Genomic DNA, 20042 nt, shown 5'->3' with positions numbered 1-20042 from the left:
TACACCGTATCCCCGTGCCAAGAGGGATGGCTCGAAGGAGAATCACTCGTGCATACAGTCATGCCTGAATGCGATACTCGGCCGAACGCCAGCGCCCTGCTCGGCGCGCGTGCTGTCGACGCCGTCGCAAGCGGCGCACCGCTGGGCCGTATCGGCAACCTTGAAGTGCGGCTCGCCCGCAACGAGGCCGAGATCGCCGCCGCCCAGGAAGTGCGCTATCGGGTATTCTACGACGAGCTTGGCGCTCGGAAGGATCTGTTCCAGGCGCAGGATCGGCGCGATGCCGACCGTTTCGACCCGCTCTGCGACCATCTCCTGGTTTTCGACACCTCGCTTCCCGGCCCCGAGCACCGCCGCATCGTCGGCACTTATCGCCTGCTGCGGCAGGAGATCGCCAAGGCCGCGGGCGGGTTCTACTCCGAGGGCGAGTTCGAGTTGACCAAGCTGGTCGCGCGCCATCCGGGCCAGCGCTTCCTCGAGCTCGGCCGCTCCTGCGTGCTGCCGGAATACCGGTCCAAGCGCACCATCGAGGCGCTCTGGCAAGGCATCTGGGCCTATATCAACCACTATGGCATCGGCGTGATGACCGGCTGCGCCTCCTTCCATGGCACTGTGCCCGCCGCGCATGCCGAGGCGCTCACCTATCTCGCCCATCATTGCCGCACCGATCAGGCCTGGGATGTCCGGGCGGTGGCCGGCCGCTACTGCTCGATGGACCTGATGCCGATCGAGGCGGTCAACGCCAAGGCGGCGATCGCCGCCATGCCGCCGCTGGTCAAGGGCTATCTGCGCGTCGGCGCCCGCATTGGCGACGGCTGCGTCATCGACCACGAATTCTCCACGGTCGACGTCTTCGTGGTCATGCCAGTCAAGGAAATCGGCGCCCGCTATGTCAACTACTATGGCGGCGAGGGGCAGCGCTTCGCGGCGTGAGTCTAGCGAATAGCGAATAGCGAATAGCGAATAGCGAATAGCGAATAGCAGTAAATGGTGGTGGCTCGACCACATCAACCCCTATTGGCTACTCCTATTCGCTATTCGCTTCTTTCACGGAATATCCTCCGGCCTTCGGCCGGGCCGGCTCTTATAGGCTGGAAACGACCAGCCGAATTTGAGCGCGCCGCCGCGCACCAGGAAAGCCGCCGCGAAGCCGAGCACGCTGGAGGCAAGCGCCGGCAGGCCGGCAAGGTCGCCAAGCGTGAAGAGCGCCGCACCGGCAAGCGCCGCCGTGACATAGATTTCGGGTCTGAGCAGCACGGAAGGCTCGCCGGCGAGCAGGTCGCGCAATATGCCGCCGAAGGTCGCGGTAAGCACCCCGGTGATGACGGATACGACCGGCGAGCCGGTGATCGCCAGGCCCTTTGCAGCGCCCATCACCGCGAAGGCGGCAACCCCGATCGCATCGAGCCAGAGAAGCAGCCTGTAGCGGGATTCGATGCGATGGGCGCTGAAGAAGACAAGCACCGCGACAACGGCGCAGATCAGCACATAACCGCTATTGGCAACCCAGAACACCGGCAGGTTGAGGATGACATCGCGCAGCGTGCCGCCGCCGATGCCGGTGACGCTGGCCAGGAACAGGAAGCCGATGATGTCGAGCTCTTTGCGCGACGCCGCGAGCGCGCCCGTCGCCGCGAAGACTGCGACGCCGGCATAGTCGAGCAGTTCGATGGGGTTCAAGGGCATAGGCAGTAAGGCAGTAGGGCAATGCAACTGTGTAGGTCAAACCTACGCAATTGCCTACTGTCTCACATACTCCCTTACTGCCCTACTCCCTTACTCCCTAACTATGCATCCTTCTCGGCCTGCTCGTTCACCGGGCCCGGCTCGACCGGCGCCTCGGCCGCGGCGGCCTTCGGGCCGCCCTTGGCGACGCCGACCATCGCCGGCCGCAACACCCGCTCGCCGATCGAATAGCCGGGCTGCACGACCTGGACGACGGTGCCGGCCGGAACATCGGAGTTGGGCACCTCGAACATCGCCTGGTGGAAGTTCGGGTCGAACTTCTCGCCTTCCGGCGCAAGCTTCTTCACGCCGTGCCGCTCCAGCGCCGACAGCATGGCGCGCTCGGTGAGGTCGACGCCCTCGATCAGCGCCTTGAAGCCGGCATCGCCGGAGGCTTTGGCCTCGGCCGGGATGGCATCGAGCGCGCGGCGCAGATTGTCCGACACCGACAGCATGTCACGTGCGAAATTGGCGACCGCGTAAGTGCGCGCGTCATGCACGTCGCGCGCCGTGCGCCGCCGCAGATTCTCCATTTCGGCCGCGACTCGAAGCGCGCGGTCCTTGAGTTCCTCGTTTTCCTTCAGCAGCCGCACAAGCGCTTCATAGTCGCCGTCGACGCCGCCTTCCGCACGCTCGCCGGAAGCCTGGGTGGCTTCGATTTCCTCGGGCGCGCGTTCGTCTTTTGCCTGGTCGCTCATCGCCGTTTCCCGTCATTCCGATTGGTTTGGATTTGCGCCCGATATCGAGGTTTGAGGGCCAAAAATCAAGGGGTAAGCACCGGCGAGGTCGTCCCCCAGTCATTCCAAATTAATTCAAACTTTACCGTACTGTACGGCTTTGCTTGCTTCCGAAGGCCGACGCGGGAACCATTGCCGGGCTGCAGGAGTTTCGAAGCCGATACAGGATTTTGGGACATGAACGGCAATAAAGGCGAAAGGCGCGCCAGACTCGCTAAGGATATCAGGCGGCAAGTGGGCACGGAGGCGACGAAGCGCCTCTTGCGCACGCTGCCGGTATTCCGCCTGGAAAAAGAGGTGCCCAAGCGCTTCAAGGACCTGCTCGACCGTCTCGAACGCCTCGAAGGGGTCGAAGGGGTCGAAGCCAGCAGCGATCGCCGGCGGTAGATCACGAACCGAGGCGTGGCAATTACGCGCAGTAATTTTGCGTGAACCGCGCCTTGCGGCGGCGAGGCGCTCTGCCTATGGTTCCTGATGAACATGATTTCCCCCGAGACGGCGGCCAACAGCAAGCGCGCCTGGTTGAAGATCCTGGCACGTTACAAGAAACCTGACCGGCGCCGCAGTGCCATCGAACTCGCTATCACCCTCATCCCTTTCGTCACGCTCTGGGCGTTATCTTCGGCCGCCTATTCCTACGGCCATTGGTGGGGTTTGATCCTCATCGTTCCGGCGGCCGGCTTTCTTGTGCGGATTTTCATGATCCAGCATGATTGCGGCCACGGCTCTTTCTTCGCCAATCGCTATGCCGACGACTGGATCGGCCGCGCCCTCGGCGTGTTGACGCTGACACCTTATGATTGCTGGCGGCGAGCCCACGCCACCCATCACGCCAGCGCCGGCAATCTAGACCAGCGCGGCACGGGCGACATCACGACGCTGACCGTCGCCGAATACCGGCAAATGCCTTGGCGTGGCCGCCTTGCCTATCGTCTTTATCGCCACCCTTTGGTCATGTTCGGGCTCGGCCCGACATGGATCTTCATTTTCGAGCAGAGGCTGCCGCTCGGCATGATGCGGGGCGGCCTCACGCCCTGGGTGTCGTCCATGGCCACCAATCTCGCCATTGCACTCGGCGCCGCGGCGCTTATCTGGTTCGTCGGCCTCGGCGCGTTCCTGGTCGTCCACTTGCCGATCGTCATCCTCGCCGGTTCGGCTGGTGTCTGGCTGTTCTATGTCCAGCACCAGTTCGAGGAGACGGAGTGGGCAAACGATACCGAGTGGGAATTCCAGCATGCCGCGTTGCATGGATCGTCCTATTACGACCTGCCGCCGCTGCTGAACTGGTTCACCGGCAATATCGGCGTCCACCACGTCCACCATCTCTCCGCCAAGGTGCCGTGCTACCGGCTTCCGGAAGTGCTGCGCGACTATCCGGAGCTGCGCCGTATCGGCCGTGTCACGCTTCTCGACAGCCTGCGTTGCGTTAAGCTGGCGCTGTGGGACGAAAATCGCAGCAAGCTGATATCGTTCCGCGAAGCGCGGATGGCGACCTAAAATCAATCGACAGTCGCGGATCGGGCATAGGGCTTAAAGCAACTTGCAGCGACCGATGCGATGGAGCTTGCTTGAAGAATAGCCGTCGCACCCAGGGTGCGGCGGCTTGTTCAAGGACAGTTCAGGCTGCTTTCCGCTCGTCGCGCATAAGCGCTTCGCCATGGCGGATCTCGGTGCCGAGCACCCTCAGGCACTCCCCCATGAAGGCGGCAAGGCCGGGCCATCCCTTTGCCGACACCAGATTGCCGTCGACATGCGCGCCGGTCGGCGCAACGTCGATATAAGTGCCGCCGGCAAGCGTCACCTCGGGTTCGCAATAATGCAGCGCCGCGACCTCCCTGCCGCGCACCACGCCGTCGACGGCGATCAGGATCTGCACGCCGTGGCAGATGGTGAAGATCGGCTTGCCGGTCTCGTGGAAATGCCTGACCAGCGCCTGCACGCGCTTGTCGATACGGATATATTCCGGCCCGCGCCCGCCGGCCGCGTAGACCGCGTCGTAGTCCGCCGGATTCACCTCGGCGAAGGTCTTGTTGAGGATGTAGTCGTGGCCGAGCTTTTCGGTATAGGTCTGATGTCCCTCGAAGTCGTGCAGCGAGGTCTTGAGCACGTCGCCGGCCTTCTTGTCGGGGCAGACGACGTGCACGGTGTGGCCGACCGCATGCATGGCCTGCTCAAAGACGAAAATCTCGTATTCCTCGCTGAACTCGCCAACGAGCATCAATATCTTCTTGCCTGCCATGCCGGTTCCTCCCTTTGCTGGCCATTATGTCGGACTGCGAAATAATAGCCCCTATCCTAAAGGCAGGACGGCAAGAGGGGAAGCGCAAACCGCATATGTGGTCCGACCAGATCGCTGCAAAGGGCACCTGGGGAGCAAATCTGACCGCCGCCTGGCCGTCGAAAACGAGTTTCCTGGTCAGACCAAAGCTGCAGGCCCGTTTCGTTTCCGATAAGGACGAATGCCTTTCGGCTGCGTCAGTGGAGTTGAGCGGCTCAGCCGGGGCGCTTGCGCCGCCAGGAATATTTCGGGCCCTTGGCCTCGGGTTCCACGGCCGGCTGGTAGTAGACCGGCAGCCCGCCGGTGCGTCCTTCTTCCAGCCGCTTCAACAGCACTGGATTGGAGACCTCGAACTCGTCGAAACCGAGCCGCAGCATATGCGGCAGCTGGTCGACAAGCACCTGTCCCGTGGCGCGAACCGCGCCGGTGAAATGGTGCCGGGTGCGCAGCAATTCGCCCTTGGAAAAGGAGCGGCCGTCGTTGAATGCGGGAAAAGCGAGCGCCACCAGCGACAGCTGGTCGAGCAGGCCGACGATCTTGTCGAGCTCGTCACCGGGCTGCAAGAGCACGCCGATGCGCTCCTTGGCCGACTTACGGACCTCGTTCTCGAGCCCGAGGAAGGCTTGCAGCGGCAGGATGAAGCGGCCATTGCCGGCAAGCGCCTCGGCACTCTCGGCGTGGGTCCACTCATCCTCGCGGAAACCCTTCGGGGTCCAGAGGCGGGTCCCTGACGTCGTCAATTCAGTCATCAAAATTCCTAAAGCCCAAAATCCAAGGGTATGTCGAGATTCAGGTCAGGCCGAATGGTGGCTTCCGAGAACCGGAGCGTACTTGAAGTACGTAAGCACCGGAAGCGCAGGAAGCCGCCGTTCGCAGGCCGGCATCACCTGAATATCGGCATATCCTAAAGCGAAGCGTCGGTCAGCGACTTCTCCAGCCCCGACAGGTGGATGCCGCACTCGGTCTTGGCGTGTCCCGCCCAACGGCCGCTGCGCGCATCCTCGCCCGGCTGTACCGGTTGCGTGCACGGGAAGCAACCGATCGAGAGATAGCCATAGGCGACCAGCGGGTTCTCGCGCAGCGCGTGCGCGCGCATGTAGTCGGCCTGGTCCGATGTCGTCCAGCGCGCCAGCGGGTTGATGCGAATGCGCGAGCCGACTGCCTCGAAGACGGGAAGTGCTGCGCGCGTCGAGGCCTGGAAGCGTTTGCGGCCGGTGAACCAGGCGCGGAACGGCTCGACGCCGCGCGCCAGCGGCTCCACCTTGCGCACGTTGCAGCAGGAGTCGGTGTCCGTCTCGTGCAGCCTGCCGGTCGGGTCTACGCGATCGAGCGCGGCCTCGTCCGGCTTGATCACCCTGACGTCGGTCAGCCCGAAATCGGCGACCAGCGCATCCCGATAGCCGAGCGTCTCCTCGAAATGCTTGCCGGTATCGAGGAAGATCACCGGCAGCGAGCGGTCGACCTCGGCGATCATGTGCAAGAGCACCGCCGAATCCGCGCCGAAGGACGACACGGCGGCGATCTCGCCGCGGAAGAATTCGCGCGCCGAGCGCTCTATGATCTCGATCGGCTTCAGATGGCCGAGCAGCGCGTCGAGCCCCGCCGCTTCCGCGGCAATGCCGGCCTCGACGCCGCCGGTGCGGTCAAGCGGCCTTGGTTTCGCTAGCATAGAGCGCCTCCTTGAACGGCGCGGGACCGACTCGGCGGTAGGCGTCGATAAAACGTTCATCGGGATTGAGCCGAAGGCCGAGATAGGTCTCGATGATCTGCTCGATGGCGTCGGTGATCTCTTCCGAGGAGAAGCCGCGGCCGATGATCTCGCCGACAGACGTGTTCTCGTCGGCCGAGCCGCCGAGCGTCACCTGGTAGAGCTCGGTGCCCTTCTTCTCGACACCGAGGATACCGATATGGCCGACATGATGGTGGCCGCAGGCGTTGATGCAGCCGGAGATCTTGAGCTTCAATTCTCCGATCTCGCGTTGCCGCTCCAGCGAGGCGAAACGGCGCGAGATTTCCTGCGCCACGGGAATGGAGCGCGCCGTGGCCAGCGCGCAATAGTCGAGGCCCGGGCAAGAGATGATGTCGCTGATCAGGTTGGAATTGGCCGTCGCCAGCCCGATATCGACCAGCGCGTCGTAGATCGCCTTGAGGTCGGCGCGCGCCACATGCGGCAGGATCAGGTTCTGCTCGTGACTGACGCGCAGCTCGTCGAAGGCGTATTTCTCGGCGATGTCGGCGACCGCCTCCATCTGGCTGTCGGTGGCGTCGCCAGGCACCTCGCCGATGCCCTTGAGCGAGATGGTCACCGCCGCATAGTCGGGATGGCGATGGGTCACGACGTTCTGGTCGAGCCATTCCGAGAAACTTTTGGAATCGAGCCGCGCCTGCTTCACCGCCGCATCGCCCTCAGGCCGGTCGGGCAGCGCCGGCGGCGCGAAATAGGCATTGATCGCCTGGATGTCGGCTTCCGGCAGCTTCAGCTCGGCGTCCTTCAGCTCCTGCCACTCGGCTTCGACTTGGCGCGTGATCTCCTCGACGCCGGTCTCGTGAACCAGGATCTTGATGCGCGCCTTGAACTTGTTGTCGCGGCGGCCATAGAGGTTGTACACGCGCAGGATCGCCGTGCAGTAGGACAGAAGGTCCGCCTCCGACAGGAAGTCGCGGATCTTCTTGGCGACCATCGGCGTGCGACCCTGGCCGCCGCCGACATAGACTGCGAAGCCCAGCTCGCCGGCAGCGTTCTTCTTCAGATGCAGGCCGATATCGTGCGTCTGGATGGCGGCGCGGTCGCGCTCGGCGCCGGTCACGGCGATCTTGAACTTGCGCGGCAGGTACGAGAACTCCGGATGCACCGACGACCACTGGCGCAGGATTTCGGCATAAGGGCGCGGATCGGCGACCTCGTCGGCGGCGGCACCCGCGAAATGGTCGGCTGTGACGTTGCGAATGCAGTTGCCGCTGGTCTGGATGGCGTGCATCTCGACGCTGGCGAGATCGGCCAGGATGGCCGGGATGTCGGATAGCGCCGGCCAGTTGAACTGGATGTTCTGGCGCGTGGTGAAATGACCGTAACCCTTGTCGTATTTGCGCGCGATGTGGCCGAGCATGCGCAACTGCCTGCTGTTCAGCGTGCCGTAGGGCACGGCGATGCGCAGCATATAGGCATGCAATTGCAGATAGACGCCGTTCATCAGCCTGAGCGGCCGGAACTGGTCCTCGGTGATCTCGCCGGCAAGCCGGCGCTGCACCTGGTCGCTGAACTCGGCGACACGGGCCTTCACGAAATCGTGGTCGAACTCGTCGTAACGGTACATGCTTCGTCTTTCAGGGCGCGTCCGCCCGCTCTTTCCTGTGTTCTATGCCGCGCGGGCGGATTCCGGGCTCGCCTGCTTGCCGATGTCGGTGCGGATGGTGGGGCCGGCGGCGCGAATCTTCTCGCGTAGCCGCACCGGCTCCACCAACCCGTCGACCACGGTGACGTCGATCAGGTTGACGTCGACAACCTCGTTGTTGGCATAGGCCGCGGCGCCGATCGCTTCCAGCCGGTCCTCCGCCGCCTTGTCATGGGCGATGTCGGCATGGCCGACGGTTTCCGCCCAGCCGCCATCGGCGTACCAGACGGCGATGCCGTCGGAGAGCCTGTTCGCGGTCAGAACCTTCATTGCTGAACTCCGTCGGCGGCCGCAGCGCTGGCCGCGTCTTCTTCTTGCCTGTGCGCCGCGAGCGGCTCTGATCGTTCGAAATTGGCGCCGGCGACCGCGTCGCCGATGATGGTCATCACCGGGCCGGTGAGGTCGGCGCGCGCTTCCAGCGACGGCAGGTCGGCCAGCGTGCCGTGGAACCGCCGGCGGTTGCCGAGGCTGGCATTCTCGACGACGGCGACCGCCGTGTCGGGCGACAGTCCGGCTTCGATCAACCGGCCGGCAACCTCGGCCGCGACCGAGCGGCCCATATAGACGGCGACGGTGGCGCCAGAAATCGCAAGCTTCGCCCAGTCGGGCAGCGAGTTGCCCTTGAGATCGTGCCCGGTGGTGAACACCATCGAGGACGAAACGCCACGCAGCGTCAGCGGCAATTCGAAATCGGCGGCGGCCGCGAAGGCGGCGGTGACGCCCGGGACCACCTCATAGGCGATGCCGGCTTCGCGGAGCGCGGCCATCTCCTCGCCGGCCCGGCCGAACACTAGCGGATCGCCGGACTTCAGCCGCACCACGCGCTTGCCGGCGCTGCCGAGTTCAATGAGCAGCGCGTTGATCTCTTCCTGGCTCTTGGAATGGCAGCCCTTGCGCTTGCCGACTGGCAGGCGCTCGCCGTCGCGACGGCCCATGGCGACGATCGCCTCCGGCACCAGCGCGTCATAGACGATCGCGTCCGCTTCCATGAGCAGGCGGTGGGCGCGCAGCGTCAAAAGATCCTCCGCGCCGGGGCCGGCGCCGACCAGCGCGATGTGCCCCATCGCCGGCGCGCCGGAAGCCAGTAGGTCGAGTGCTGCATAATGCGCCTTGGCAAATTCTCCAGCTTCAACCGCCTTGGCCGGAGCGCCGGCGAAGAAATCGTTCCAGAAGCGGCGACGGCGATTGCCCTTCGGCAGCCGCTCAGCCGCGGCACGGAACGAAGCCGCCAAGGCGGCCAGCCGGCCGAGTGACGGCGACAGCATGCGGTCGATGCGCACGCGCAGCAGCTGCGCGAGCACCGGGCCAGCGCCCTCGGTGCCGATGGCGATGGCGACCGGCGCTCGGTTGACCAGCGCCGGGGTGAAGAAATCGCAGAGCTCCGGACGGTCGACGGCATTGACCGGGATGCCCAGCCTGCGCGCGTCTTCGGCGACCCTGCGGTCGAGCGCCTCGTCGCCGCTGGCGGCGAACACCATGGCCGCGCCTTCGATCTGCGCGGCATCATAGGCGGCATCGACATGGACGGCGCCAGCGGTTGCGATGAATGCAAGCAGCTCCGCGTCGGCATTGTCGGCAATGATGCGCAGCGCCGCGCTCGACTGCGCAAGCAGCCTGGCCTTGGCCAGCGCCTCCTCGCCGTTGCCGACGATGGCCACGGCTTCGCCGTCGACCCGCATGAAGACGGGAAAGGCGTTGAGCTTGGCATTGGCTGGCGACATGGCGATAAACAATACGAGAACAGTCTGGCAGTTTTATGCGGGCGCGGCAAAAACCAGAAGGCAAGCACTCGCGCATCCTTCGATGGCAGGCAATCGCTTTTTCGCGACCGCGAAAGGCAGGAGAAAAAAATTCTACGCCGCAGCCTGAGGTGGCCAGGCACCCCGCCAGCGCCCATTGATCTCGCGTAATTTTTAGCGCTGCCCGATCAAGGCGGCAAAACTTTTTTTTCTAATTTCTACTAAGTTAGTAGATTAAAGCCGTGCCGCGCCGCACGGGCTGTCGATGCGCCCTGCAAGAAACCATCGAGCAGCCATCATTGGCTGGAACAATCGCGCTCCGCGGCACGTTTGGATAGCGACCCATGCCTGCCGTCAGGCTGCACATTTACGTCCGATCGACAGGCCGGAAGCTAAAGGAGGAGCGCCATGAGCATCAAGCTGAAACACGGTCTATGGGTCATCGTGGCCGACGGTGAAAAGGCGCTTTTCCTTCGCAACGAGGGCAACACCAGATTCCCGAACCTGGAGGTGGTCCAGGAAATCGAGCAAGAGAATCCGGCCACCCGCGAGCAGGGAAGCGACAGGCCTGGCCGCTACAGCGACGGGCCCACCGTTCACCGAAGCGCGGTTGAAGATACCGACTGGCATCGTCTCGGCAAGGAACGCTTTGCCGACACTATCGCGGAGCGACTCTACAAGCTTGCGCATCGGGGTGACTTCGACGAGGTCGTGCTGATCGCGCCGCCGCAGGTGCTCGGCGAGATGCGCCAGAAGCTGCACAAGGAGGTCTGCGACAAGGTGAAGGCGGAGATATCGAAGACGTTGACCAACCACACCATCTTCGAGATCGAGAGGCTGCTCCAGGCGGCCTGAGCCGGACAGATCATGGGCGAGCGCGAGATCGCGCGCGGCATCGTCGAGGTGGTGCTCACAAACCCGCCGCGCCCGCCATGTTGATGCGTATCAGGCCACGAATGCGGAACCGCCGTTTTGCGAGATGTCGTTGAGGTATTTCGCAGGCGGCTTGCCCAGCGCCTTCTTGAACATGGTGATGAAGGCCGTGACGGATCCATAGCCGAGATCGACCGAGACCTGCTGCACGCTGGCGCCCGAGGCCAGTTCTCTTAGCGCGACGATCAGATGCAGCTGCTGGCGCCAGCGGCCGAAAGTCAGCCCGGTCTCCTTCACGACGAGACGCGCCAGACTGCTCTCGCTGAGCGCGACACGGTTTGTCCATTGCGCCAAAGTGCTGCGATCGGCGGGGTCCTCGGCCAACGCTTCGGCGATCCGCCGTAGCCGCGGCTCAGCGGAAATCGGCAAGTGCAATTGCTGAACCGGCATAAGCGGCAGCTCGGCGAGCAGAATCCTTCCAAGGAAGCCGCTCCGCGCATCGTCCGGAGCGCAGTCCGACAGTTCGATGATGAGCTCGCGCAGCAGCGGCGACATCGAAAGCGTGCAGCACCGGTCCGGCAGTTCGGCCGCGCCCGGCTCGATGTAGACGAAGAAAATCCGCGCGTTGGCGGTCGCGACGTTGCTGTGCTCCATGCCGCCCGGAATCCAAACACCGCAATGCGGCGGCACCATCCAGAACCCGCTGGGAACGCGGCAGGTGACGCCGCCTCCAAGCGCGAAGACGAGTTGCCCTTTGCGATGCCAATGCTCGGCCACCTCAGCCCTGGTCTCGGTGACGTCGACGCGCACGGCAATTGCCGGTGCGAGCACGTCATCGACGTCGAAATCGGGCCAGGGCCAGCGAAGAGGTTGTCTCATGTGTCTCATGATTGACGGTTTTTAGCGATGAAATGCCATGATACCTAAATTCTTCAGACGGGAAAGTCGATAGAGTCCGGTTTGCGCTTGGCGGGCGACAGTTGATTGCGCTGACGCCGCGCCAACCAGCAAGAAGGTACGATCCCATGCTCGCCCTAGTCACGTCTCACGACAACACCGCCGGGCTGAGGCTCGCCGAGGTCGCGGAACCTCAGCCCATCGCGAACGAGGCGGTTATCTCGGTCCACGCAACCTCGTTGAACCGCGGCGAGCTGCGCCTGCTCGCCCTACGTCCGGACGGCTGGATACCTGGCCAGGACATCGTCGGGGTTGTCGAACGGGCGGCCGCCGATGGCTCCGGGCCGGCCGTGGGCACCCGGGTTGCAGCTTTGGTCGACCAGGCCGGCTGGGCCGAACGTGTCGCCGTCCCAACCGACCGTCTCGCCGTCCTGCCGGATGATGTCAGCTTCGTCTCCGCGGCCACGCTTCCGGTCGCGGGCACGACGGCGCTAAGGACTTTAGGCCATGGCGGCGACTTGGCCGGCCAGCAGGTTCTGATCACCGGCGCAAGCGGCGCGGTCGGTCGCTTCCAGATCCAGATCGCGCATCAGCAGGGCGGACGCGTGACCGCGGTCGCCGCCTCCCGGCACGACGTGGATCTCCGCGGGCTGGGAGCCGAGCAAGTTGTCGGATCGATCGAGCTGGCTGCGGGGCCTTTTTCGTTGATCACCGAGTCCGTCGGCGGCGAAAGCCTCGCACACGCGATCGAACGTATCGCACCTGGCGGGATCATCGTCATGTTCGGTTCGAGCAGTGGCGAGCTCACGCCGGTCGGCTTCCGTCAGTTCGTTCCCGGCCACGAGGGAGCGAGGCTTCAGACTTTCGCCTACTACACCTCTGGCTCGGGCATTGGCGCGGACATCGCCTGGCTGCTCACCCTGGTCGCGGCTGGCCGGCTGGAAACTCGCGTGGCCCTGACCGTGCCGTGGACAGACATCGCCCAAGCCCTGGACGCGCTGCGACAGCGCAGCTTCAGCGGCAAGGCTGTTCTCACCATAACCGGATGAGGCCTTAGCCTGAAGCCAGCCGTCTCACACGTGCTGGCCGCCGTTGATGTGGATTTCCGAGCCGGTGACGTAGGATGCCTGCTGCGAGCACAGGAAGAAGATGATGTCGGCGACCTCCGAGGTGGCGCCGAGGCGCCGCAGCGGGATCGTCTCCACGATCTTGTCGGTGCCGGGCGAAAGGATCGCCGTGTCGATCTCGCCCGGCGCGATCGCGTTGACGCGGATGCCGTGCGGACCGAAGTCATGCGCCATCTCGCGCGTCAGCGAGCCGAGCGCGGCCTTCGACGTCGCGTAGGCCGTGCCGGCGAATGGATGCACCCGCGTGCCGGCGATCGAGGTGACGTTGACGATCGAGCCCTTGGCCGCGGCCAGTTCCTTGAACAGACCTCTCGCCAGCATGATCGGTGCGAAGAAGTTGACCTGGAACACGTCGCGCCAGACATGCATCGGCGTCTCGATCGAGTTCATCCGGCCACCGTCCTTCAGCTTCGGCGAGATGCCGGCATTGTTGACCAGGGCGTGCAACTGGCCGCCATGCGCCTCCAGCCTATGCCGGATTTCCGAGACGGCGATGCCGACATCCTCCTGGTCGGCCAGGTCGACCTTGATGTGATCCTCCGGACCGGCCGGCCACGGACAATCCTCGGCGAAGGCCTGGCGCGAGCAGGTGATGACGCGCCAGCCCTCTCGCGAAAAACGCTTGACCGTCGCATGGCCGATGCCGCGGCTGGCGCCGGTAAGCACGATGGTTTTTCTGATGTCGATTTCGGCCATGGGCTTGGTCTCCGGCCGGACATGTAGCCGAAGGCGCCTGCCATTGCGAGAGGCGACTTGCAGCTGGGCCATGATCCCGAGCCCGATCCTATCGGGATGGATCAGGCTCTAGCCGCCGCTGAGGATGTCGAGGATCGAGGTTTGCCGCCGCTTCTTCGGGCCGCCGACCTCGCCGGGCGGCACCGGATGCCCGACCGAGGCGGTGGTGCCGCCGTCGCTCGGCATGCCGAAACCGTCGGCGTCGACCGTCTCGGCCGGCTTGGCCTGCCGCGACGGGGCCCGGGCAACAGGTATCGACTGGCCGACCGGCGCGGGCGGCGTCGGCGGCTGCGAAGCGTCAGTGGACGGGATCTCGTCCGGCACGATCGTATCGGGCGGCGTCGACTTCCACGTGCCGGGCAGCGGCCTGACCGGCACGCCTTCATGCGCGGCGACCATGAATTCGTGCCAGGCCTGCGCCGGCAAGGCGCCGCCGGTCACCTTCTTCATTGGGCTGCCGTCGTCATTGCCGAACCACACGCCCGTGGTGAGGTTGGCGGTGTAGCCGACGAACCAGGCGTCGCGCGAATTCTGGCTGGTGCCGGTCTTGCCGGCCGAGGGCCAGTTGAAGGCCGCCTTCTTGGCGGTGCCGATCTCGACGGTGCCCGTCATCATCGAATTCATCATGCCGACGATGTCGGCCTTGATGACGCGCGGCGCGCTGCCGCCATTGTTGTCGTAGAGCACCTTGCCGCCGGTCGTGGTGACGCGGCGGATGAAATGGATGTCCGGCTTGTAGCCGCCATTGGCGAAAGGCACGTAGGCGGCGGTGAGTTCCAGCGGCGTGACTTCCGAGGTGCCGAGCGCGATCGAGGTGTTGGCCTGCAGGTCGGACTGGATGCCCATGCGGTGCGCCGCCTCGACCACGGCATCGGGCCCGACCTCCATGGTGAGCTGCGCCGCCACCGAGTTCAGCGATTTGGCCAGTGCGGTGGCCAGCGTCACCTTGCCGTAATACTTGCCGCCATAATTGTCCGGCGTCCACTTGCCTATTCTGATCGGCGCGTCGTTGCGCACGCTGTCCGGCGTGCGGCCGGCTTCGAGCGCCGCCATGTAGACGAACGGCTTGAAGGCCGAGCCCGGCTGGCGGCGCGCTTCCGAGGCGCGGTCGAACTGACTGGTCGAATAGTCGTAGCCGCCGACCATGGCGCGTACGGCGCCAGAATCGTCGATCGAGACCAGCACGCCCTGCGTGACGTTGAGCTTCTTGCCGCTCTCGTCGATCAACCGGCGGATCGACTGCTCGGCAAGCTTCTGCAGGGTCAGGTCGACGGTGGTGTCGATGACGATGTCGCCGCGCACGTCGCCGATCAGGTCGGGCAGTTCCTCCATGACCGTGTCGGCGACATAGTTCTCCGAGCCGGTCCAGTAGGAGGGCGCGCGCGTCGCCGGCGCGCTCAGCGCCATCTTGTATTCCTTGTCGCCGATCTTGCCTTCCTCGCGCATGGCGGCGAGCACGAGCTGCGCGCGCTCTTCCGCCGCCTTCGGGTCGCGCGCCGGCGAGAGCCGCGACGGCGCCTTCAAGAGGCCGGCCAGAAGCGCTGCCTCCGACAGCGAGACATCGCGCGCGCTCTTGCCGAAATAGCGTCGCGAGGCGGCTTCCACGCCATAGGCGCCGGAGCCGAAATAGACCCGGTTGAGGTACATTTCGAGAATCTGGTCCTTGCTGTGCTTGTGCTCGAGCCACAGCGAGAGCAGCACCTCCTGCACCTTGCGCTCCAGCGTGCGGTCCGGCGTCAGGAACAGGTTCTTCGCCAATTGCTGCGTCAGCGTCGAGCCGCCCTGCGAGAAATGCCCGCCGAGAACGTTGGTGACCATGGCACGCGTCAGCCCGATCGGGTCGATGCCGAAATGCGAATAGAAGCGCCGGTCCTCGATAGCGACGACGGCCTCGGGGATATAGGGCGACATTTCATGCAGGCCGACGGCCTCGCCGCCCGACATGCCGCGATTGCCGATGAGCTGCCCGTCGACCGAGACGATCTTGATGTTGGGCGCGCGGTCGGGGATCGACCAGGTGGTCGCCGCCGGCATCTTGGCGCCGTAGTAGACCACAATTCCCGCCGTCGCGATGCCGCCCCAGATGCAGAGCACGAAGCACCAGTAGAGCAGCCGGCCGAAGATGGAAAACAGCCCGCGCCGGCTGCCGCTCCGGCCGCGACCGCGCGACTTCGCCTTGGCGGATTTGCGTTTTGCTGCGGATTTGCGATTTGCCGGCACGACGCGATCCTCCTCGCCGACCGAAAAGCCGTCTGAGGATTTCGCGCGCGGCGAGCCCTCGAAGCTCGGTTCGATGCGACTGTCTCTGCGGTTCGCCATGCGCTGTGCTTGTCTGCCCCCGGTGCCGATGGCGCTCGGGTTGCAGAGTAGATGCGGCGGTTTAAAGGCGCGTTAAATTGGCGCTCGGCCAGCCAATTGAAATTCCTTAGGAATTTCTTAATCCGTTACCGCGCGTTACCGCTGCCGTTACCGCTCTGTTCACGGCGTTTAAGCCGGGCCTCAGCGAACCGATTGGCAGCTTCCAACACGGCGCGGTCCAGCGACCTTGCTGGCGTCGTCCAGCCTAGCGCCTGACGCCCTGCCTTCGGTGATGCCCGAGGCGCGGAGATCGCGAGCCCACAAGGTCGCCGGCAGGCCGGCCGCCTTGCGGTCTACTGTCCAGCGCTGCGCGAAGATCGAGGCTCGCAACGGCAGGCCGTTTTCTTCCGAAAGGATCATCGGGCCTGTCCGCATCTTAGCAGGCCAGTGCTGCAGCTCGTCCATCACCATCGGCGCTTTTTTCAGCGAGTAGGAAATGCTCGCGCCCGAGCTGTCGGCCGTCTTGGACGGCGTGTAGTGGAGCACCAGGTCGGCGTCGATGTCTTCCCACCGCAGACCGAACCATTTCAGATCCCGGTCGGCATCGAGAACTTCGGATATGCCACCCATATCCAGCGGCCACCACTGGCCTATCACGTCCCACAAGCGCAGCACCGTCTCGAAGCAAAGGGCATAGGCCAACGCCGACGACGGCCTGCCGTTCTCGTGTGCGGCGGCACGCGCAGCGATGATCTGCTGAGCCGTGGCAGACTGGTTGCGCGGCTTCGGGTGCGGCAGTGTTTTCGCCGTCTCGCGCATCACCACGGCCAGCGCTGAGCAGCCAGGCAGGCGCATCATGATCCCGAAGGTTACCGCCGCGAACAACACCGCGCGCGCCGTGGTTGCGGCGGCGAGATATCGGCCGTTCTCTGACCAAACGTCGTGCCAGTCCATCAGATCGACTCCAGTGGTTTCGTCAATCCGGACGCTGCCGATATGGGCTTTCAGGTTCTTTAAGTAGTGGTTATAGGGCCGGAGCGACCCCGGCCGCAGTTTCCGATACGTGCTGCGCGGGTGCGTTTCATAGATCGACAACAGCGACTTGATCGAGCCATCGAACTTCAGCGGATCGGCGCGGTACCCGGTGCGCCACAGGATCATTTCCGCCTGCAATGAATCGCACTTCGCCTTCAGCATGTCGGGCTGATCGGCGAGGTAGTACAGGTTCACCGTCTTCGGGATATAGCCGTTCTTCACGTCGGCTTCGTCGGCAACCCAATGCGGTACGCGCCCACTGGCACGCTTGATCCATTTCAGGCCTGGGGCCTTGATCGGCTCTTTGTCTTCCATTGGCTTGCGTCCGCTCTGCCTGGCGGCGCCGCCGCTGGCGACTGGGCGGTGCCGAGATAACTTTCATAGAAACGACGGACGAGAGCAACTGACCGACCGCCATGGAACTCGTCAATAGCCGGGAAACCTGGCTTGCCTGACAGGGTTGGCAGGCGCTCGCGCATCCATCTTTCAGCGTTCTCACGGCCGACGATCGCTTCCGCGATCTGCCGATCGGTCGCGAACATGGGCAGATCGTCGAGCCGCAGCGGTGATGGTTCGATGGCCTTCCTCGGCGCCATCAATATCCCGCCAACCACATCCGGCACTTGCTCTCGATCGACCGGCTGGACCGTCCTTTCCACCGAGGCGTCGTCGACCGCGCGTCTATGAGTAAACAAGCTGGCGTCGCCCTGCCGACCAGCGTTCTCCGCGTTGTTGTCATCGCTCTTGCCCAGCTTCGGACGTGCAACCGCAACGTCAGGGCAAGCATCGTCGAAATCTCTCCAATTGCGTATGGCCGTTGTGTACGCTCCTGTCTCCTTTTCTGCTCCGCTTTTGTTCCTGAGACCCGGAAAATCCCCGGCCTCCACGAAACAGGCCGCGCCAAGAGCAGCGTTCAAGTCGTGTCGTATTCGACCGGCGCTGGTTCGTCGGCTGACCCCTTGTCCGTCTCAGCGTGGAGCACGACCAATTCCTCCCCCAATGCAGCAATCAAGGCTGATACGCGATTGCGCACTCGCGGATGAAGATTCATCAGCCCCTCAATAAGTCGCCGGCCTTCCGCGCTGGCAATAAAGTCTATGCGCTCGTCGACCGGCAGATGCCGAGTTCCACCGCTGGTCTCGTAGGTTCCGGGCAGGCCTCAAAAAAAGCGGCTGACGGGGACGCCCAGCGACCGGCCGATCTCATAGAGCATGGATGCGCCGTTCTCGTATTTCTGCAGCTGTTGAAAGCTGATGCCGATGGATCGGGCAAGCTGGTCTTGCGAGACATCCGACTGGACGCGAACCGTGGCGATCTGCCTGCCGACATGCTGGTCGGCGGGGTGAGGGCTACTCTCGATCCTCGGCTGTTCCTGTGCCAGGAAGACACGGAGGCGTTTCGGTTCCGACAAGTCCTTTCGACACCGCATCTGATGGCATCAATGAAAGGAATGCTGGTGAGCACTTTCCATCATGCCTTCCAGCTCCGGATGGGTGAGCCAGCCTGGAGGTGCTTAAACACCTCAAACCAGAAGCGATATTCCCGCGTATCTCCCTCACAGTGCGCCGACAGGGCGGACCAGGCAACAACCGTTGCAGCCCCGTCGCGCCACAGTGCCCTAGCCACCTCTGCACCTTCAGTGACGGACCACTGGCCGCGCGGCGCGGCGGCCTTCTTTGCGATTGAATGGAAGGACATCGAACAGGCATTGGATGATCCTGCCTTCTCGCCACCGAAGGCAGAACTTTCGATCAAAATGGGCGATCCGCCGGCTCGTTTCTTCATGCTGCGCTCCCATTCCTGTCGGGGTTTGATGTGCCTAACCTGTTTGGGAGCATCTGCCCCGGCACAAGCTCTTGTCCGATGCGGATCACATCATCGAGTACAGAGCGGATCTGTGGCCAGGGAAACTCGGCATCGTCTTCCGAGGACTGTCCTTCCCTAAGCGCGGCATCAAGCTTGGCAGCCACACCGGCAAGGGAGGCGGCGGGGGTCTCGGACAATAGCTCGAGCAGGGCCTCCGCTTGGTCGGCAGCCTCGCGTTCGGCCCGCAGCGTCGCCGAATAGCCAATTTCTCTATCCGCTGCATTCCAGCGCGCCTGATGAGCAGCAAGATCGGTTTCAGCCTTCGCCCGTAGTGCAACGTCTTCCGGACCAAGGTCGAGCACTTGGCGAAGCGCCTGAAGTGAATGCAGCGTCACGGGCACGCCGTCGCCGAGCCGGATGGTCGCACAAGGAAACCCAACTGTTTCGGCAAGTATCCGCTCCATGCGCTGCTGCTCACGGCACAGCCGTTCCGTCTCCTCGTGGGCCGCCTGCCATTTGCGCCACGCCGCCACAGCACGATCGACGGATGGGTCTGTTTCCAAAGCGTTGCCGGCAAATGCCTTTCGCTCCAATCCCACAACTGCAATTGCCGTTCCCGCAAGCACCCTCCTGCGGGTGACGATAGGCAAAGTCGTGCTATTGTCGGAATCACCCATGATCCGAGCTCCCAACAGCTTAGGTTGTGGTCAGGCCAAGCGAGGCGTGCCAGCGCCGAGCTCGGCCGTGTGCACAGTACATTCTTATACAAATTGATTGATGTCAATCGGATTGTCAAACAGCGTGCAACAGCCATTAACGGTAGAGCAATGTCGCGGTGCCCGAGCGATGCTCGGGTGGAGCCAAGACGAGTTAGCCAAAGCTGCGAATGTTGCTCGACAGACCGTTGCGGATTTTGAGCGCGGGGCACGTATCCCGATTGCGAATAATCTCACAAGTATGAGGCAGACACTCGAAAGAGCCGGAATCGAATTCTTGTCTGGGAACGGCATCCGACTCAAAGGCCACAGCTAGCCTCAGGGACATCCGTCCGATGCGAGCGAATGGAACTCACCGTTCGGATGATGCCTGACGTTCCCGCCTGCGCGAAAGCCGGCTCACAGCCCCAACCCACGCTTGCGACTGATGTTCCACTCTATGCCGCCGGCCTCGCGCATGACGCCCGAGATGTGCTTTCCGATCTGCCTGTCGAGGACGGGCTGCCAGGGGACGAGCTGGAAGCCGGGGCCGTCTTGGAGCATGGCGAAGCGGCCGGAGGCGAGATTGGCCACACCAGCGACGCGGCCGGCGACAAACTCGCCCGGCCTGCCCGCCGTGTAGGATAGCCCACGCTCGGCCGCCATCTCACGGCCGACGCGGGCGACTTACCGAACCTGCTCACC

At 63.9% G+C, this 20042-nt stretch carries 22 protein-coding genes and 1 pseudogene; 6 read left to right on the top strand and 17 right to left on the bottom strand.

Translation table 11 applies throughout. The features are described 5' to 3' along the window. Positions 1-48 precede the first annotated feature (48 nt). Positions 49-933 carry a l-ornithine N(alpha)-acyltransferase gene (olsB, locus tag EH240_RS00115; protein WP_124995393.1) on the top strand — a complete coding sequence of 295 codons (885 nt, stop codon included), beginning with the start codon at positions 49-51 and terminating at the stop codon, positions 931-933. 114 nt (positions 934-1047) lie between these two features. On the opposite strand, the gene EH240_RS00110 is transcribed toward olsB, so the two are convergent. Both EH240_RS00110 and grpE read right to left on the bottom strand, forming a co-directional pair. Continuing rightward, positions 1048-1680: a trimeric intracellular cation channel family protein gene (locus tag EH240_RS00110; RefSeq protein WP_124995392.1), complete on the bottom strand. Its 633-nt coding sequence runs from the start codon at positions 1678-1680 to the stop codon at positions 1048-1050. A gap of 107 nt (positions 1681-1787) precedes the next feature. Beyond that, on the bottom strand, positions 1788-2423 hold the full coding sequence (grpE, locus tag EH240_RS00105; protein WP_124995391.1) for a nucleotide exchange factor GrpE: 636 nt from the start codon (positions 2421-2423) through the stop codon (positions 1788-1790). Positions 2424-2639: 216 nt separating this feature from the next. Between grpE and EH240_RS00100 the strand changes: the two genes are divergently transcribed. Both EH240_RS00100 and EH240_RS00095 read left to right on the top strand, forming a co-directional pair. Continuing rightward, the gene (locus EH240_RS00100) at positions 2640-2849 is read left to right on the top strand and encodes a hypothetical protein (RefSeq protein WP_124995390.1); all 210 of its coding nucleotides are present in this window, start codon (positions 2640-2642) and stop codon (positions 2847-2849) included. Between the two features lie 87 nt (positions 2850-2936). Beyond that, the gene (locus tag EH240_RS00095; protein ID WP_124995389.1) at positions 2937-3959 is read left to right on the top strand and encodes a fatty acid desaturase; all 1023 of its coding nucleotides are present in this window, start codon (positions 2937-2939) and stop codon (positions 3957-3959) included. Between the two features lie 121 nt (positions 3960-4080). Here EH240_RS00095 and EH240_RS00090 read toward each other — a convergent pair whose 3' ends face one another. From EH240_RS00090 to cysG, 6 genes are all read right to left on the bottom strand, one after another. After that, positions 4081-4701, bottom strand: coding sequence for a DJ-1/PfpI family protein (locus tag EH240_RS00090; protein ID WP_124995388.1), 621 nt, complete (start codon positions 4699-4701; stop codon positions 4081-4083). A gap of 254 nt (positions 4702-4955) precedes the next feature. Continuing rightward, positions 4956-5489: a DUF934 domain-containing protein gene (locus EH240_RS00085; RefSeq protein WP_124995387.1), complete on the bottom strand. Its 534-nt coding sequence runs from the start codon at positions 5487-5489 to the stop codon at positions 4956-4958. A 155-nt stretch (positions 5490-5644) separates the two neighbouring features. Further along, positions 5645-6409, bottom strand: coding sequence for a phosphoadenylyl-sulfate reductase (locus tag EH240_RS00080; RefSeq protein WP_124995386.1), 765 nt, complete (start codon positions 6407-6409; stop codon positions 5645-5647). Further along, on the bottom strand, positions 6384-8054 hold the full coding sequence (locus EH240_RS00075; protein ID WP_124995385.1) for a nitrite/sulfite reductase: 1671 nt from the start codon (positions 8052-8054) through the stop codon (positions 6384-6386). The genes EH240_RS00080 and EH240_RS00075 overlap by 26 nt, the downstream gene beginning before the upstream one ends. A gap of 42 nt (positions 8055-8096) precedes the next feature. Further along, positions 8097-8402, bottom strand: coding sequence for a DUF2849 domain-containing protein (locus EH240_RS00070; RefSeq protein ID WP_124995384.1), 306 nt, complete (start codon positions 8400-8402; stop codon positions 8097-8099). Continuing rightward, entirely contained in the window at positions 8399-9853 is a 1455-nt protein-coding gene (cysG, locus tag EH240_RS00065; protein ID WP_124995383.1) for a siroheme synthase CysG, read from the bottom strand. The genes EH240_RS00070 and cysG overlap by 4 nt, the downstream gene beginning before the upstream one ends. 426 nt (positions 9854-10279) lie before the next feature. On the opposite strand from cysG, the gene EH240_RS00060 reads away from it, so the two are divergent. After that, positions 10280-10726: a baeRF12 domain-containing protein gene (locus EH240_RS00060; RefSeq protein ID WP_124995382.1), complete on the top strand. Its 447-nt coding sequence runs from the start codon at positions 10280-10282 to the stop codon at positions 10724-10726. 90 nt (positions 10727-10816) lie between these two features. Here the strand turns inward: EH240_RS00060 and EH240_RS00055 are convergent, their stop codons facing one another. Further along, positions 10817-11623: an AraC family transcriptional regulator gene (locus tag EH240_RS00055; RefSeq protein ID WP_124995381.1), complete on the bottom strand. Its 807-nt coding sequence runs from the start codon at positions 11621-11623 to the stop codon at positions 10817-10819. A 146-nt stretch (positions 11624-11769) separates the two neighbouring features. Here EH240_RS00055 and EH240_RS00050 point away from each other — a divergent pair, with 146 nt between their 5' ends. Then, positions 11770-12690, top strand: a complete 921-nt coding sequence (locus EH240_RS00050; RefSeq protein WP_124995380.1) for a zinc-binding dehydrogenase — start codon at positions 11770-11772, stop codon at positions 12688-12690. Positions 12691-12714: 24 nt separating this feature from the next. Here the strand turns inward: EH240_RS00050 and EH240_RS00045 are convergent, their stop codons facing one another. The 7 genes from EH240_RS00045 to EH240_RS00015 form a co-directional block, all read right to left on the bottom strand. Beyond that, entirely contained in the window at positions 12715-13464 is a 750-nt protein-coding gene (locus EH240_RS00045) for an SDR family NAD(P)-dependent oxidoreductase (protein WP_124995379.1), read from the bottom strand. 108 nt (positions 13465-13572) lie between these two features. Next, positions 13573-15822, bottom strand: coding sequence for a transglycosylase domain-containing protein (locus tag EH240_RS00040; RefSeq protein WP_124995378.1), 2250 nt, complete (start codon positions 15820-15822; stop codon positions 13573-13575). A 180-nt stretch (positions 15823-16002) separates the two neighbouring features. Further along, positions 16003-17151 (bottom strand): site-specific integrase, encoded by a 1149-nt coding sequence (locus tag EH240_RS00035; protein WP_124995377.1) that lies wholly within the window; start codon positions 17149-17151, stop codon positions 16003-16005. Beyond that, positions 17115-17753: a hypothetical protein gene (locus tag EH240_RS38700; RefSeq protein WP_245435794.1), complete on the bottom strand. Its 639-nt coding sequence runs from the start codon at positions 17751-17753 to the stop codon at positions 17115-17117. Before EH240_RS38700 ends, EH240_RS00035 begins: the two co-directional genes overlap by 37 nt. 242 nt (positions 17754-17995) lie before the next feature. After that, positions 17996-18247 carry a helix-turn-helix domain-containing protein gene (locus EH240_RS38695; RefSeq protein WP_245435793.1) on the bottom strand — a complete coding sequence of 84 codons (252 nt, stop codon included), beginning with the start codon at positions 18245-18247 and terminating at the stop codon, positions 17996-17998. A gap of 59 nt (positions 18248-18306) precedes the next feature. Next, entirely contained in the window at positions 18307-18621 is a 315-nt protein-coding gene (locus EH240_RS00020; RefSeq protein ID WP_124995376.1) for a hypothetical protein, read from the bottom strand. Beyond that, on the bottom strand, positions 18618-19319 hold the full coding sequence (locus EH240_RS00015; protein WP_206075211.1) for a hypothetical protein: 702 nt from the start codon (positions 19317-19319) through the stop codon (positions 18618-18620). The genes EH240_RS00020 and EH240_RS00015 overlap by 4 nt, the downstream gene beginning before the upstream one ends. 100 nt (positions 19320-19419) lie before the next feature. On the opposite strand from EH240_RS00015, the gene EH240_RS00010 reads away from it, so the two are divergent. Beyond that, a complete protein-coding gene (locus EH240_RS00010; RefSeq protein WP_281035097.1) occupies positions 19420-19674 on the top strand; it encodes a helix-turn-helix transcriptional regulator in 255 nt (84 codons plus the stop codon). Positions 19675-19757: 83 nt separating this feature from the next. On the opposite strand, the pseudogene EH240_RS00005 reads toward EH240_RS00010, so the two are convergent. Further along, positions 19758-20012: pseudogene (locus tag EH240_RS00005) on the bottom strand (DUF3363 domain-containing protein); the annotation flags it as partial. Between the last annotated feature and the right edge of the window lie 30 nt (positions 20013-20042).

Source organism: Mesorhizobium tamadayense (genome assembly GCF_003863365.1).
In the GTDB taxonomy this organism is placed as follows: domain Bacteria; phylum Pseudomonadota; class Alphaproteobacteria; order Rhizobiales; family Rhizobiaceae; genus Mesorhizobium; species Mesorhizobium tamadayense.
The sequence above is the reverse complement of the archived record's forward strand: the minus strand, read 5'-3'. Positions and strand labels throughout refer to the sequence as shown.

Coding starts and splice junctions, on each gene's coding strand:
- EH240_RS00050 (WP_124995380.1), top strand. CDS start 11,770: ATGCTCGCCCTAGTCACGTCTCACGACAACACCGCCGGGCTGAGGCTC.
- EH240_RS00060 (WP_124995382.1), top strand. CDS start 10,280: ATGAGCATCAAGCTGAAACACGGTCTATGGGTCATCGTGGCCGACGGT.
- EH240_RS00090 (WP_124995388.1), bottom strand. CDS start 4,701: ATGGCAGGCAAGAAGATATTGATGCTCGTTGGCGAGTTCAGCGAGGAA.
- EH240_RS00100 (WP_124995390.1), top strand. CDS start 2,640: ATGAACGGCAATAAAGGCGAAAGGCGCGCCAGACTCGCTAAGGATATC.
- EH240_RS00045 (WP_124995379.1), bottom strand. CDS start 13,464: ATGGCCGAAATCGACATCAGAAAAACCATCGTGCTTACCGGCGCCAGC.
- EH240_RS00085 (WP_124995387.1), bottom strand. CDS start 5,489: ATGACTGAATTGACGACGTCAGGGACCCGCCTCTGGACCCCGAAGGGT.
- EH240_RS00070 (WP_124995384.1), bottom strand. CDS start 8,402: ATGAAGGTTCTGACCGCGAACAGGCTCTCCGACGGCATCGCCGTCTGG.
- cysG (WP_124995383.1), bottom strand. CDS start 9,853: ATGTCGCCAGCCAATGCCAAGCTCAACGCCTTTCCCGTCTTCATGCGG.
- EH240_RS00075 (WP_124995385.1), bottom strand. CDS start 8,054: ATGTACCGTTACGACGAGTTCGACCACGATTTCGTGAAGGCCCGTGTC.
- EH240_RS00015 (WP_206075211.1), bottom strand. CDS start 19,319: ATGGGTGATTCCGACAATAGCACGACTTTGCCTATCGTCACCCGCAGG.
- EH240_RS00095 (WP_124995389.1), top strand. CDS start 2,937: ATGAACATGATTTCCCCCGAGACGGCGGCCAACAGCAAGCGCGCCTGG.
- EH240_RS00080 (WP_124995386.1), bottom strand. CDS start 6,409: ATGCTAGCGAAACCAAGGCCGCTTGACCGCACCGGCGGCGTCGAGGCC.
- grpE (WP_124995391.1), bottom strand. CDS start 2,423: ATGAGCGACCAGGCAAAAGACGAACGCGCGCCCGAGGAAATCGAAGCC.
- EH240_RS00040 (WP_124995378.1), bottom strand. CDS start 15,822: ATGGCGAACCGCAGAGACAGTCGCATCGAACCGAGCTTCGAGGGCTCG.
- EH240_RS00020 (WP_124995376.1), bottom strand. CDS start 18,621: ATGAAGAAACGAGCCGGCGGATCGCCCATTTTGATCGAAAGTTCTGCC.
- EH240_RS00010 (WP_281035097.1), top strand. CDS start 19,420: ATGTCAATCGGATTGTCAAACAGCGTGCAACAGCCATTAACGGTAGAG.
- EH240_RS00055 (WP_124995381.1), bottom strand. CDS start 11,623: ATGAGACAACCTCTTCGCTGGCCCTGGCCCGATTTCGACGTCGATGAC.
- EH240_RS00035 (WP_124995377.1), bottom strand. CDS start 17,151: ATGGAAGACAAAGAGCCGATCAAGGCCCCAGGCCTGAAATGGATCAAG.